This is a genomic window from Bacillus cereus (genome assembly GCF_007678085.1).
Classification (GTDB): Bacteria; Bacillota; Bacilli; order Bacillales; family Bacillaceae_G; genus Bacillus_A; species Bacillus_A cereus_BE.
The window spans coordinates 603,404-615,852 of sequence record NZ_VEDW01000004.1 but is presented as its reverse complement, the minus strand read 5'-3'; the positions used below and the strand labels follow the sequence as shown (position 1 = coordinate 615,852).

The following is a 12,449-nucleotide window of genomic DNA, read 5'->3' as shown; positions in this document are numbered from 1 at the left end:
TCAGCACATGCTGGTTTCTTTTGTACATATTCCATAATAATGAAATGAATCAGGGGGCTGAATTCCGTGGCATTTGAATTTAAACTACCAGATATCGGTGAAGGTATCCACGAAGGTGAAATCGTAAAATGGTTTATTAAACCAGGCGATGAAGTAAACGAAGACGATGTACTTCTTGAAGTACAAAATGATAAAGCAGTAGTAGAAATCCCTTCTCCTGTTAAAGGTAAAGTACTTGAAGTACTTGTAGAAGAAGGAACAGTTGCAATTGTAGGAGATACATTAATTAAATTTGATGCTCCTGGATACGAAAACCTTAAATTTAAAGGTGACGATCATGATGCAGCTCCAAAAGCTGAAGAAGCAGCAGTAGAAGCTCCAGCAGCGGAAGCTACTCCAGCAGCAACTGCAGAAGTAGTAAATGAGCGCGTAATCGCTATGCCATCTGTTCGTAAATATGCTCGTGAAAACGGCGTAGACATTCATAAAGTAGCTGGTTCTGGTAAGAACGGCCGTATCGTTAAAGCTGACATCGATGCATTTGCAAATGGTGGACAAGCAGTAGCAGCAACTGAGGCTCCAGCAGCAGTAGAAGCTACTCCAGCAGCAGCGAAAGAAGAAGCACCAAAAGCACAACCAATCCCAGCTGGTGAATATCCAGAAACTCGTGAGAAAATGAGTGGTATCCGTAAAGCGATTGCAAAAGCAATGGTTAACTCTAAGCACACAGCTCCTCACGTAACATTAATGGATGAAGTTGATGTAACTGAGCTTGTTGCTCACCGTAAGAAGTTCAAAGCTGTTGCAGCTGACAAAGGTATTAAATTAACTTACCTTCCATACGTTGTTAAAGCTTTAACATCTGCATTACGTGAATTCCCAATGTTGAATACTGCTTTAGACGATGCTTCTCAAGAAATCGTTCATAAACATTACTTCAACATCGGTATCGCAGCTGATACAGACAAAGGTCTATTAGTACCAGTTGTTAAAGATACAGATCGTAAATCAATCTTCACTATTTCTAACGAGATCAATGATCTTGCTGGTAAAGCACGTGAAGGTCGTTTAGCTCCGGCTGAAATGAAAGGTGCTTCTTGCACAATTACAAACATTGGTTCTGCAGGTGGACAATGGTTCACTCCAGTTATCAACCACCCAGAAGTAGCAATCCTTGGTATCGGCCGTATCGCTGAGAAGCCAGTTGTGAAAAACGGTGAAATCGTTGCAGCTCCAGTATTAGCATTATCTCTAAGCTTTGACCATCGTTTAATTGACGGCGCAACTGCTCAAAAAGCATTAAACCAAATTAAACGTCTATTGAATGACCCACAATTATTAGTAATGGAGGCGTAATAACAATGGTAGTAGGAGATTTCCCAATTGAATTAGATACAGTCGTTGTTGGTGCAGGTCCTGGTGGATACGTTGCGGCAATTCGTGCAGCACAATTAGGTCAAAAGGTAGCAATTATTGAAAAAGCTAACCTTGGTGGCGTATGCTTAAACGTTGGATGTATTCCTTCAAAAGCGTTAATCAATGCAGGTCATCGTTATGAGAATGCAATGCATTCTGATGACATGGGTATCACTGCAGAGAACGTAAAAGTTGACTTTACAAAAGTTCAAGAATGGAAAAACGGCGTAGTTAAGAAATTAACTGGCGGTGTTGAAGGCCTTCTTAAAGGTAACAAAGTTGAAATCATTCGCGGTGAAGCTTACTTCGTAGATGCTAACACATTACGCGTAATGACTGAAGATGCAGCTCAAACTTACACGTTTAAAAATGCTGTTCTTGCAACTGGTTCTACACCAATCGAAATTCCTGGATTCAAATACTCTAAACGTGTTATCAACTCTACAGGTGCTTTAAGCTTACCTGAAATTCCTAAAAAACTTGTTGTAATCGGCGGCGGTTACATCGGTATGGAATTAGGTACTGCATATGCTAACTTCGGTACAGAAGTTACTGTAGTAGAAGCTGGCGATGAAATCTTAGCTGGTTTCGAAAAAGCTATGAGTTCTGTTGTTAAACGTGCTCTTCAAAAGAAAGGTAACGTTAATATCCATACAAAAGCTATGGCTAAAGGCGTTGAAGAAACAGAAACTGGCGTAAAAGTTAGCTTTGAAGTTAAAGGTGAAATCCAAACTGTAGAAGCAGATTACGTATTAGTAACTGTAGGTCGTCGTCCAAACACTCAAGAAATCGGTCTTGAGCAAGTTGGAGTTAAAATGACTGACCGCGGCATCATCGAAATCGATGAGCAATGTCGTACAAACGTACCAAACATCTATGCAATCGGTGATATCGTTCCTGGACCACCATTAGCTCACAAAGCTTCTTACGAAGGTAAAGTAGCTGTTGAAGCAATTAGTGGCCATGCATCAGCAATCGATTACATCGGAATTCCAGCAGTATGCTTTACTGATCCAGAATTAGCATCTGTTGGTTACACTAAGAAACAAGCAGAAGAAGCAGGAATGACAGTAGCTGTATCTAAGTTCCCATTCGCTGCAAACGGTCGTGCGTTATCATTAAACAGCACTGACGGTTTCTTACAACTTGTAACACGTAAAGAAGACGGTCTTCTTGTAGGTGCTCAAGTTGCAGGTGCAGGCGCTTCTGATATTATCTCTGAGATTGGTTTAGCTATCGAAGCTGGAATGACAGCAGAAGATATCGCTCAAACAATCCACGCTCACCCAACATTAGGTGAAATCACAATGGAAGCAGCTGAAGTTGCTCTTGGAATGCCAATTCACATTGTAAAATAATTATAAAAAAAACGTCTTCTAAATTTAGAAGACGTTTTTTTTGTTATATGCATAGAAAAACAAGAGGTGAATCTCTTCGATTCACCTCTTGTTTTTATTCTTTATTTTCAAATTGATACATTTCTTTATTTGTACTAGTGTCATTATAAAGGAATAACACGATATCAGCATTTAGTTTTTCAAGGTCTTGTTTTACATTTTTACTTGCCGCAAATCGTGGATCAATAAATGTTGTTTGTTCAAACTCTTGTGCAAATAAAGGATAAGTTGCATCTGCATAAGAATCTTTAATAATGACAGCGTGTAGTTTGTTTTTTGCATCTGGATTGAAGATATTTATCTGTGCATAGTCTGTTTGGTAAACAGAACTATAGTCTGGTGAAAGCTTATTTTTGTCAGCTGCAAAGAATTCCTTCATCGGCATTTGCAGCGATTCTTCTGATTTTGGACCGAGATACACAGTGTAATTATCCCACATATTTGGGTTTTGCTTTAATTGTACATATGGGACTGTTTCAGGTGTTTTTATTAAATTATACAGTTGTTTATTCCAACTACCGATAAATTGTCCATTCGGTTTTTCTGTAGTTATTTTATAATCATCTCGATTAACAGCATTACCTTTAAATATTTTAGATTCATTAGTAATGTGATTCATTGTTTGTTCGTATGCATAAAATGCACCTTTCATATTCCAATGGTGATCGGTTTTAAAGTATAGATCTTCTAATTGTTCATGAGTAAATTCTTTTTGAAAAGCAGGAAGAACATCAATAACAGGGAAATTTATTTTCTGTAACTCTTGTACAAAATAATCGCGATGCTTTTGATCGTATCCACGATCTACATATGGCGGATATTTATACGAAAATGCCGTTAGTTTACTTGGAGCTAACAAGAAATAAAATTCTGTTTTTGGAAATTGAGTTTGTAAGTTTTCTAATTCATTAACAGATTGTTTAATTTGATCACGCATATCTATCTTTGTAGGTGCGGATAAAATGAAACCGTCATCTGCAACATAATTGTTATTTACGAAAGTTCGATTGAATTTCATTTGTAGCTTTGTGTATGTTTCAATAAATCTGTCTCGTGCTGCAATGTGATCTGTAAAGTGTAATTCAGTATCTTTGAAATATTTTCCGGATTTTATAGTATCGATAGTTAGGACTGGATTTAAAGCTAATTCTCTGTTTTCAAAATCAGAAAAACTTTTTTTGTCCCAATATATTATTTTTCCGGTCCATATACACATTCCAAAAATAATAGTGAGAAATCCTGTAATTAATATACGATTAGTGAAATTTTTCATAGTTAGCCCTCCTTTAGAAGCGGAAGTAGATAAATGGATTGTAAGTTGCATTTGTTAAATACATCATAGTTATGATTAAAACACTCAAGTAATAAAGTGGAGATAAAATGATTACCTTTTTATTTGCTAATAAATTCTTGATCCAAGAGAAGATTGGAGCTGATGTAATAATAGCAAGTATAAAGATTCCCCAATAATTCATTACATAGAAATAACTTGTAATGTCAGTTAACGATCCATTTAATCCGAACATTGCTTGTAAAAATTTAGAACAGTAGCTAAAATTATCAGCGCGGAAGAACACCCAACCAATAATCACTAAAAACATAACGTATACGTGTTGAATTGGCCACCATAATTTTTGTAATATTTTTTCGAAACCAGCCTTTTCTAAAGCAATTAAACATCCGTAATAAATACCCCAAATCATAAATGTCCAACTAGCTCCATGCCAAAATCCGGTTAACGCCCATACAATGAAGAGATTACGATAGATTTTCCAAGTAGATACGCGATTCCCGCCTAATGGAATATAAACATAATCACGGAACCAAGAACCAAGTGAAATGTGCCAACGACGCCAAAATTCAGAGATGGATTTTGAAATATATGGGTAATTGAAATTTTCTAAGAAATCAAATCCGAACATTTTTCCTAATCCAATTGCCATATCACTGTAACCTGAAAAGTCGAAATAAATTTGTAATGTGTAAGCGATTGCGCCAATCCAAGCAGTAGATACGCTCATTGTTGCTGGATCCATCGCAAATATCTCATCAGCAATAGCTCCCAATTGATTCGCAATTAAAACTTTTTTTCCTAATCCAATGATAAAACGACGAATTCCTTCTGAAAACTTATCAGCATTAACTGTTCTAACATGTAATTGAAAAGCGATTGTATTATATCGAACAATTGGTCCTGCTACTAATTGCGGGAAAATAGTAAAGTATAGTGCGAGATCAAATAGATTTCGCTGGGCTTCTACTTTTTTCTTATAAATGTCAATAATATAACTCATTGCATGGAAAGTGAAAAATGAAATTCCAATTGGTAAGGGGATTTTTTCGAGTACAATGTTTGTATGAAAAATTCCATTTATATTATCTACTAAGAAATTAGCGTATTTAAAATATCCGAGTATAGCGGTATTGACAACGATTGCTATAGTAAGAATAAGTTTTCTATTTGCACTAGACAGTCGGTCCTTATTAAGCCATATGCCGAACCAATAGTTGATGAAAATAGAAAAAAGCATTAGGAAGACATATATTGGTTCTCCCCAAGCATAAAATAATAAACTAAACAATAGTAGAACTATGTTTTGTAATTCTTTCCGTACTGAGTAGTACACAAAAAGAATTGCTGGTAGAAACAGACATAAAAAAAAGAGGTTGCTAAATACCATATATCATTAATTCCTTTCTATAGTTACTGCATAAGAATTATATCATGTAACAGACGGGATAATCTATATTTTAAGGGATATGAGAGTATGGTGTGAAAAAAAAGAGCATTTGCACATAATTATATAAAAGAGAGGATATGAGGAGGTAACGCTATGAAAATTACGCTAGCTTCATTTTTTCATCTAGTTTTGTGGAGTGGATTTTCAGCAGTGTTATTATTATCAAGTCGTGATAAACTTCATTATAAAATTTTTCTTTTTCTTATATTTTTGTACTTAGCGTATGTAATAGCGTATGTCATACTAAGTGCAAGGAGAAAAGCAATGCTTCTTACTTGCACAAATAGTATGATCTTTTTAATCATTTATTTTTGTTTTTAAATTAACGTTTATAAAAATACATTGTTCTTCCATTAAATAATTGTAATTCTCCTTCTAATTTCTTTGCTAGAAAACGGCAAAATTCATTAGCTTTTCCTTTATCACCAAATGTTGCATTAGGTGGTAAAGAAATCTGAATAAAAGATTGTTCCTTTTCTATACCGACACCAACATAAATGGAGTCATATCGATCGTGAGTAGATTGTAGTTTTAATGTTGTTGCTGATGTGTCTAAAATTTCATAAGGAAAAGCGGTATTTGTATAAGCATAATTAATTTGAACACCAGTTTTGGAAGTAACTGTTTGATAGTAAATAAAAAGTTGTTTTATATCATCTATTGAAACAGATTGTTGATTGGATTTAGGTACAAGCGTAATATAGGCATGTTGCATATAAGTTCCCCCTAACTTAGTAGAATACTATCATTTTACAGCCTACTGAATTTTTTTGACAATTAAAAGGAGTATTCCTTTTTTTGTTTAATATACTAATGAAAGTTGATGTAGAAAGGTGGAAACCGATGTTTGAAAAATTGTATGATGAGCATGAAAGTGTGAAGGTACGATTTTTGGGGTTTATGACACACGATACTCGGTATGATTTTGGTGTTATTTATACAAATATGTTTTTTGGAAAGCCACTCATTGTTTGTATGCAAACAGGGAGGTCTACTTTACTTGGACGAGATGATGTAGAGAATGTTCAATATTTGCAGGAAATTTTCAAATTAGGGTCAGAGGGTGAAGCAGCGGAGTTAGCTCAGTTCTTCTCATTTCTAGTTCCATCTACATCTTTGCATGCGGAATATGAGGAATAAATAATGTAAAACAGTCGTACGTATAAATATGGCTGTTTTTTTGTTTGAATATCGCATACTAATTTAAATTTAAAATAATTAATGTGTTATACTAAAAACCTATTGACGTAAAAAGTATAACATATTAAAATGAAGACAGAAAGTTAAGCGGTTACAAAAAGTTTTTGGGATTATAAAACTTAGGGGGAAATGAAAAATGGGAACAATCGTATGTCAAGATTGTGAAGGTACAATTGCACACTTTGAGGATGAGAAAGTAACGGTACTTTACGGGAAATGTGGATCTTGCGGATGTGATCACACAGAGCATACAAAAGCCCAATAATTAATAGGAAATGGACAGCTAAAAGTTTTTAGGACCATAAACTTAGGGGGAAATGAAAAATGGGAACAATCGTATGCCAAGTATGTGAAGGAACAATCGGTCATTTTGAAGATGAAAAGACGACAGTGCTTTACGGGAAATGTGGTACAAATTGTGACTGTGCTAATAAAGATAAGGCGAAAGCTTAATTATAAATAAGTAGATTATTATTAAAACTCAGGGGGAAATGAAAAATGGGAACAATCGTATGCCAAGTATGTGAAGGAACAATCGGACATTTTGAAGATGAAAAATCAACAGTACTATACGGAAAATGTGGATCTCATTGCGAATGTGACCATAAGGAACATACAAAAGCTTAAATAAGAAAAAGCGCCTACATATGTAGGCGCTTTTTTAATAAATTGTAGTTGTATGGCCAACTGTTGCAACGATTGCATCATCTCTAATCGGAATAAATCCTATGGATGTCTGTGGAGCGCTAGGAGAAGCGTAGTGGCTCATAAGACGGCTATCAATGCGGGTAATAGTATCGGTCAAGAAAGCCGAAATAAAAGCGTAAGGGACTCGTCGTTCATTTAATGAGTATATAATTTCTTCTTTTGTTTTTACACCTACACCATGTCCGTAAAAAAAGAAATTTCCTAAATAGATTGTATTTTCTCCTTGCCACTCGATTGTAGCTGGATTCACTTGTGGATTTTTAAAATAAACGAGATCACCTGGGACAAGATCGCCACCTGTTTTTGTTATGAGCTTTAAATCTTGATCGTAGTCCCACGTATAAAGTAAAAGGTTTGCAAAGAGACGGTTGAAAGTTTCTTCCTCATACAATGATAGTAAAGCTTTGTAAAAAATAATGATCATAGCGGTGGCACATTCAGTTCCATACAGTTTTCCGTTTTTGAAAATATCTTGTATGGCAATGGAAGGGGGTATGTTTGGAAGGAGCTCGAATCCTCCAAGTGATGTTCTTCTCCAATACTGGGGGTTGCAAAAGGATTGTTGAAATGTGCGAAACTGAAATCCACTTTGAAAAAGTTCTAATGCAGAAGTAATAATATTAACGCGCAAATTTAGATCAAAGCTGAGTTCATCAGATGTTCGGAAGGAATAAATTTCTTGATTTCCTGCCATTATAGATAAAATTTGTTGTTTCTCAGCTGCAAATGGCTCATATTCATTTGTGATATAAGGATGTACAATAGAACGGCCTATTACAATCATAATAGTATCCCCACCTATACATTACATTACTTAATATCGTATGAGAAAAGGGAAAAAGGGTGAAAAAAAAGCCTATCAACTGATAGGCTTGTACTCTTTAATCACACGTAATGTTTGTAATGTCATATCTTCGGGACCTTGTACAGGTAAACCCGCTTCTAAGTTTTTACGAATATACTCTAAGTTATCTTGTGTAATAATTTCCCCCGGAGTAAAGATTGGAATCCCTGGCGGATAAACCATAACGAAATCAGCTATTATACGACCTGCTGCATTTTCAAATGGAATAACTTCTGTTTCCGAATAAAAAGCATCTCGAGGAGAAAGTGCTAGCACTGGTATTTCGGGAATTTCTACTTGAATTTGAACACCCTTATCGGCTTTACTTCTAAATGTTGCTGCTAAATCTTGTAATGCTGCAATAAGTGTATTTGTCTCACTTTCTGTATCCCCAAAAGTGACAAGACATAGTATGTTGTATAAATCTGAGAGTTCTACTTCAATGTTATATTGCTCTCTAAGCCATACTTCAGCCTGATGGCCTGTAATACCTAAATCTTTTACAGATACAATTATCTTTGTAGGATCATAGTTAAAAGTAGCATCCGTACCTAGCATTTCTTTCCCAGGACAGTAAAGATGCTCAATATCATTAATAGCTTCACGAACATGTTCCGCTAATTGTATTGTTTGTTCTATGAGTGCTGTTCCTTCTGTAGCAAGACGTTTTCTAGCAACATCTAGGGATGCCAACAAGATGTAAGAAGTTGATGTCGTCGTAAGCATGCTAATAATAGATTGAACATGTTTTACGTTCACAAGGCCTTCCTTCACATTAAGAATAGAACTTTGTGTTAAAGATCCTCCTAATTTATGAACACTTGTTGCCGCCATATCTGCACCGGCTTGCATCGCTGACATCGGCAATTCATCGTGAAAATGAATATGAACACCATGAGCCTCATCAACTAATACAGGGATATCGTAAGAATGTGCTAATTGTACAATTTGTTCTAAGTCCGCAGCAAAGCCGAAGTATGTTGGATTAATAACAAGTAAGCCTTTCGCATCTGAATGTTCTTCAAGTGCCTTTTTGACAGATTGAATTGTAATTCCATGTGAAATTCCAAGTTTTGGATCGATTTCAGGATGCATGAAAATCGGTTTTGCACCTGAGAAAATAATAGCTGACATTACTGATTTATGCACGTTTCGTGGCACTAGGATTTTGTCACCAGGACCGCAAACGCTCATCACCATTGTCATTATTGCACCACTTGTACCTTGAATAGAAAAGAAAGTATGATCCGCACCAAATGCAGCGGCTGCTAAATCTTGTGCTTCTTTAATCATACCTTTTGGATGATGTAAATCATCGAGCGGCGCAATATTAATTAAATCAATTGCTAATGCATTATGCCCAATAAATTCGCGAAATGTAGGATCCATGCCCTGTCCTTTTTTATGACCAGGAATATGGAATTGAATTGGATTTCGCTTACTGTGCTCAACTAAAGCGGTAAACAATGGTGTTTCGTATTGGGACAATCTATACACCCCTTCTTTTTCATAATATTTATTAGAGTTTGTTTTATATAATCTTGTTCTAAAAAAGTTAAGTGCTTTTTAGAATGAGACTTGTTTTTCTGCCAATCACAAAAGCGTTTTTGAGATGGTAGGTTCACTTTATTTTCTATAAAACAAAAGCATTATATCACCAATAATTATAGATGTATAGAAAAAAATATTATTACAGTGAGTATGTTAAATAGTTATTTCTAATTAACATATAGAGGAAGACAATTCCATCATAATGAATAAATAGTGTATAATGCAAAGTGGCTATAGTGAAGAAGAAAAAAATCCCTTTAAGATAGCATATTGAAATATGAAGAAATGATAAATGAGGTGCGAAATGGAATATCAATACCCGTTAGATTATGATTGGTCAAATGAGGAAATGGTTGCAATTGTGAAGTTTTATGAAGCAATTGAGAAAGCATACGAAAAAGGAATTATAAGAGAAGAATTAATGGGATTATATCGTCGTTTTAAAGAGATTGTTCCATCGAAAGCAGAAGAAAAGAAAATTGATAAAGAGTTTCAAGAAGTAAGTGGGTATTCTATATACCGTGCGATTCAAAGGGCGAAAGAAACGGAAGAACAAAAGCTTGTAAAAATGTAAAAAATATTTTGAAAAATAAAAACTGAAGTGATATAATGTGATAACAACTAAAAACGGACAATATAAATTGTCCGTTTTCTACTATCGATTACAAAGTGCATATAAAGGAAGGAGTGATTGCATCGTAGATTCAATCTTAGCAAGGAATTGTTCGTTGGTCATTGCTGAAAACTCCTCTGGTGATATATGAATACCAACTAATAATTCTGCTTTTTTCACAGTAGCTAGGCGTTCAATCATCTTTTGTAAGTCTTCTGTTTCAAGTGTTTTATGTAATTTTACACTTGGTTTAGTATGGTCAATGGACCAAACGAAGTCATTTGGAATATTTGTTTTTAAATCATTTAAATGTTCTAAGAAGGCGTGAGCCGTCTCCACTTTTTGTGGACACTCATAGATTAAACCAAAGTATATGAAGGCATGAGTACCCCATAATCCAATTTGGAAATGTGGCAGCATTTTATATCCTCGTTTATTTGTTGAAAAAGCAACCCAAGTATCGTTTGGTGGATTGACTTTACGACGTGCATGTTTTGCTACATGATAAAAAAAGTTCTCATCAGTTTGTTTGGATAAATACGCTGCAAACTGTTCCCCTAAAGCTTCTAGCTTAGGATGAATGTTCGTTTTAATTGCACTCATTCGTTCTTCGAGACCATCAACTGTAAAGACCTCAAAATCAGTTGATTTGAATGTTTGTAGTGTCATGATTGTTCCTCCAACTCCTATTTTGTTTTTATTTTAGCATAGCTTGTACTATTCATAAAAAAAACAGCACAAAAAAATTTAAATAAAAAAATATAATTTTGTTGCATAGATGATTTATCCAACATAGTATAGTATAAAACAAAAAATCAGAAAATTGAATTAATTCTAGTCCGAGGGCAGACGAATATTGGGAGGAGGCAAATAATATGAGACAGGTGATTAATGCGTTAAAGAGAACAGATGCTGAAAAGAGAATACCGGTGCTACGTTTGGAGCTAGATTATGAATTAGCAACTTTATATGATGCGATGATGGAAAATGATAAACAGAAAAAAGAAGAGTGTGTACAAAAGTTAGAAGTGTTAAGACTTGAAATGATTCGTTTAGAAGCGTAATAATAGTATATGTATAAAAAATTAGTTGGTGCGAACCTTATAAAGGGTTCGTTTTTTCTGTGAACAGTATAGATCGGAGTGTTTAAACATGCAAGAAGTATGGAAAGACATCGATGCACACGCCAAACAGTGGATTCGAGATGCGGGAGAGTTTTTAATGGCATCAATGGAAAAAGCACTTATTATAGAAACGAAATCCAATGCAGCTGATTTAGTAACAAATATGGACCGAGAAATAGAACAGTTTTTAATTGGGAAAATTAAAGAAACATTCCCGAACCATAATATTTTAGGTGAAGAAGGTTATGGAGATGAGGTAACTTCTTCTGATGGGGTTGTTTGGTTAATTGATCCAATTGATGGCACGATGAACTTTGTTCATCAAAAAAGAAATTTCGCAATTTCAATTGGAATTTATGAGAACGGTATCGGAAAGGTTGGACTCATTTATGATCCAGTTCACGATGAACTATACCATGCGGTAAAGGGAGCTGGAGCATTTTGTAATGAAGTACCAATACCTTTATTGGAAAAAGGGACTGTAGAGCAAGGTATTGTAGCTTTAAATGCGATATGGCTTACTGATAACCCATTGCTTAATAAGGAAAGTATGATGGCACTTGTTAAGCGAGCAAGAGGCACAAGATCATATGGCTGTGCAGCGTTAGAGATGGTATATGTTGCAACAGGAAGAATAGATGCATATGTAACGCCGAGATTATCACCATGGGATTTTGGTGGGGGACAGATAATTGTAGAGGAAGTTGGAGGTAAGGTGACGACATTTTCTGGAGCCCAGCTTTCTATAGTAGAGAAGAGCAGTGTATTAGTTGCAAAACCAGGGGTGTATGAAGAGGTGTTACGATTTATAGCGGAGTAACAAAAAAAGTAAGAGGCTGTATACACGCTTCTTAC

At 35.2% G+C, this 12,449-nt stretch carries 16 protein-coding genes; 10 read left to right on the top strand and 6 right to left on the bottom strand.

The annotated features are described in order from the left end of the window. Nucleotides 1–66: 66 nt before the first annotated feature. Nucleotides 67–1,356 carry a pyruvate dehydrogenase complex dihydrolipoyllysine-residue acetyltransferase gene (pdhC, locus tag FS742_RS20255; protein ID WP_087958536.1) on the top strand — a complete coding sequence of 430 codons (1,290 nt, stop codon included), beginning with the start codon at nucleotides 67–69 and terminating at the stop codon, nucleotides 1,354–1,356. A 5-nt stretch (nucleotides 1,357–1,361) separates the two neighbouring features. Beyond that, nucleotides 1,362–2,774, top strand: coding sequence for a dihydrolipoyl dehydrogenase (lpdA, locus tag FS742_RS20250; protein WP_061678278.1), 1,413 nt, complete (start codon nucleotides 1,362–1,364; stop codon nucleotides 2,772–2,774). Between the two features lie 94 nt (nucleotides 2,775–2,868). Here the strand turns inward: lpdA and FS742_RS20245 are convergent, their stop codons facing one another. Together FS742_RS20245 and FS742_RS20240 are read right to left on the bottom strand one after the other, a co-directional pair. Further along, entirely contained in the window at nucleotides 2,869–4,086 is a 1,218-nt protein-coding gene (locus tag FS742_RS20245) for a DHHW family protein (protein WP_144614662.1), read from the bottom strand. Between the two features lie 13 nt (nucleotides 4,087–4,099). Next, entirely contained in the window at nucleotides 4,100–5,494 is a 1,395-nt protein-coding gene (locus FS742_RS20240; RefSeq protein WP_144614660.1) for an MBOAT family O-acyltransferase, read from the bottom strand. A 153-nt stretch (nucleotides 5,495–5,647) separates the two neighbouring features. On the opposite strand from FS742_RS20240, the gene FS742_RS20235 reads away from it, so the two are divergent. Next, nucleotides 5,648–5,875: a hypothetical protein gene (locus FS742_RS20235; RefSeq protein WP_000705129.1), complete on the top strand. Its 228-nt coding sequence runs from the start codon at nucleotides 5,648–5,650 to the stop codon at nucleotides 5,873–5,875. 1 nt (nucleotide 5,876) lies between these two features. Here the strand turns inward: FS742_RS20235 and FS742_RS20230 are convergent, their stop codons facing one another. Beyond that, on the bottom strand, nucleotides 5,877–6,269 hold the full coding sequence (locus FS742_RS20230) for a DUF1885 family protein (protein ID WP_144614658.1): 393 nt from the start codon (nucleotides 6,267–6,269) through the stop codon (nucleotides 5,877–5,879). A gap of 128 nt (nucleotides 6,270–6,397) precedes the next feature. Here FS742_RS20230 and FS742_RS20225 point away from each other — a divergent pair, with 128 nt between their 5' ends. The 4 genes from FS742_RS20225 (at nucleotide 6,398) to FS742_RS20210 (ending at nucleotide 7,381) form a co-directional block, all read left to right on the top strand. After that, nucleotides 6,398–6,694, top strand: coding sequence for a DUF3055 domain-containing protein (locus FS742_RS20225; protein WP_144614716.1), 297 nt, complete (start codon nucleotides 6,398–6,400; stop codon nucleotides 6,692–6,694). 196 nt (nucleotides 6,695–6,890) lie between these two features. Then, nucleotides 6,891–7,019: a GapA-binding peptide SR1P gene (locus FS742_RS20220; protein WP_000536778.1), complete on the top strand. Its 129-nt coding sequence runs from the start codon at nucleotides 6,891–6,893 to the stop codon at nucleotides 7,017–7,019. Nucleotides 7,020–7,078: 59 nt separating this feature from the next. Next, on the top strand, nucleotides 7,079–7,207 hold the full coding sequence (locus FS742_RS20215) for a GapA-binding peptide SR1P (protein ID WP_000536800.1): 129 nt from the start codon (nucleotides 7,079–7,081) through the stop codon (nucleotides 7,205–7,207). 45 nt (nucleotides 7,208–7,252) lie between these two features. Next, a complete protein-coding gene (locus tag FS742_RS20210) occupies nucleotides 7,253–7,381 on the top strand; it encodes a GapA-binding peptide SR1P (RefSeq protein ID WP_000536796.1) in 129 nt (42 codons plus the stop codon). A gap of 34 nt (nucleotides 7,382–7,415) precedes the next feature. Here the strand turns inward: FS742_RS20210 and FS742_RS20205 are convergent, their stop codons facing one another. Next, nucleotides 7,416–8,246, bottom strand: a complete 831-nt coding sequence (locus tag FS742_RS20205; RefSeq protein WP_144614656.1) for a protein-glutamine gamma-glutamyltransferase — start codon at nucleotides 8,244–8,246, stop codon at nucleotides 7,416–7,418. A gap of 75 nt (nucleotides 8,247–8,321) precedes the next feature. Next, on the bottom strand, nucleotides 8,322–9,794 hold the full coding sequence (speA, locus tag FS742_RS20200) for an arginine decarboxylase (protein WP_144614654.1): 1,473 nt from the start codon (nucleotides 9,792–9,794) through the stop codon (nucleotides 8,322–8,324). 367 nt (nucleotides 9,795–10,161) lie between these two features. Between speA and FS742_RS20195 the strand changes: the two genes are divergently transcribed. Beyond that, entirely contained in the window at nucleotides 10,162–10,431 is a 270-nt protein-coding gene (locus tag FS742_RS20195) for a UPF0223 family protein (protein ID WP_000456541.1), read from the top strand. An 81-nt stretch (nucleotides 10,432–10,512) separates the two neighbouring features. Here the strand turns inward: FS742_RS20195 and FS742_RS20190 are convergent, their stop codons facing one another. After that, nucleotides 10,513–11,139, bottom strand: coding sequence for a YktB family protein (locus FS742_RS20190; protein WP_000175083.1), 627 nt, complete (start codon nucleotides 11,137–11,139; stop codon nucleotides 10,513–10,515). Between the two features lie 206 nt (nucleotides 11,140–11,345). Here FS742_RS20190 and FS742_RS20185 point away from each other — a divergent pair, with 206 nt between their 5' ends. After that, nucleotides 11,346–11,534 carry a hypothetical protein gene (locus FS742_RS20185; protein ID WP_001250168.1) on the top strand — a complete coding sequence of 63 codons (189 nt, stop codon included), beginning with the start codon at nucleotides 11,346–11,348 and terminating at the stop codon, nucleotides 11,532–11,534. Between the two features lie 88 nt (nucleotides 11,535–11,622). Next, nucleotides 11,623–12,414 (top strand): inositol monophosphatase family protein, encoded by a 792-nt coding sequence (locus FS742_RS20180; protein ID WP_144614652.1) that lies wholly within the window; start codon nucleotides 11,623–11,625, stop codon nucleotides 12,412–12,414. Nucleotides 12,415–12,449 lie beyond the last annotated feature (35 nt).

What these genes read in the sequence shown, in the direction of transcription:
- FS742_RS20240 (WP_144614660.1), bottom strand. Translation starts at nt 5,494, where the DNA reads ATGGTATTTAGCAACCTCTTTTTTTTATGTCTGTTTCTACCAGCAATT.
- FS742_RS20230 (WP_144614658.1), bottom strand. Translation starts at nt 6,269, where the DNA reads ATGCAACATGCCTATATTACGCTTGTACCTAAATCCAATCAACAATCT.
- FS742_RS20180 (WP_144614652.1), top strand. Translation starts at nt 11,623, where the DNA reads ATGCAAGAAGTATGGAAAGACATCGATGCACACGCCAAACAGTGGATT.
- FS742_RS20185 (WP_001250168.1), top strand. Translation starts at nt 11,346, where the DNA reads ATGAGACAGGTGATTAATGCGTTAAAGAGAACAGATGCTGAAAAGAGA.
- FS742_RS20245 (WP_144614662.1), bottom strand. Translation starts at nt 4,086, where the DNA reads ATGAAAAATTTCACTAATCGTATATTAATTACAGGATTTCTCACTATT.
- FS742_RS20235 (WP_000705129.1), top strand. Translation starts at nt 5,648, where the DNA reads ATGAAAATTACGCTAGCTTCATTTTTTCATCTAGTTTTGTGGAGTGGA.
- FS742_RS20215 (WP_000536800.1), top strand. Translation starts at nt 7,079, where the DNA reads ATGGGAACAATCGTATGCCAAGTATGTGAAGGAACAATCGGTCATTTT.
- FS742_RS20220 (WP_000536778.1), top strand. Translation starts at nt 6,891, where the DNA reads ATGGGAACAATCGTATGTCAAGATTGTGAAGGTACAATTGCACACTTT.
- lpdA (WP_061678278.1), top strand. Translation starts at nt 1,362, where the DNA reads ATGGTAGTAGGAGATTTCCCAATTGAATTAGATACAGTCGTTGTTGGT.
- FS742_RS20205 (WP_144614656.1), bottom strand. Translation starts at nt 8,246, where the DNA reads ATGATTGTAATAGGCCGTTCTATTGTACATCCTTATATCACAAATGAA.
- FS742_RS20195 (WP_000456541.1), top strand. Translation starts at nt 10,162, where the DNA reads ATGGAATATCAATACCCGTTAGATTATGATTGGTCAAATGAGGAAATG.
- FS742_RS20225 (WP_144614716.1), top strand. Translation starts at nt 6,398, where the DNA reads ATGTTTGAAAAATTGTATGATGAGCATGAAAGTGTGAAGGTACGATTT.
- FS742_RS20190 (WP_000175083.1), bottom strand. Translation starts at nt 11,139, where the DNA reads ATGACACTACAAACATTCAAATCAACTGATTTTGAGGTCTTTACAGTT.
- FS742_RS20210 (WP_000536796.1), top strand. Translation starts at nt 7,253, where the DNA reads ATGGGAACAATCGTATGCCAAGTATGTGAAGGAACAATCGGACATTTT.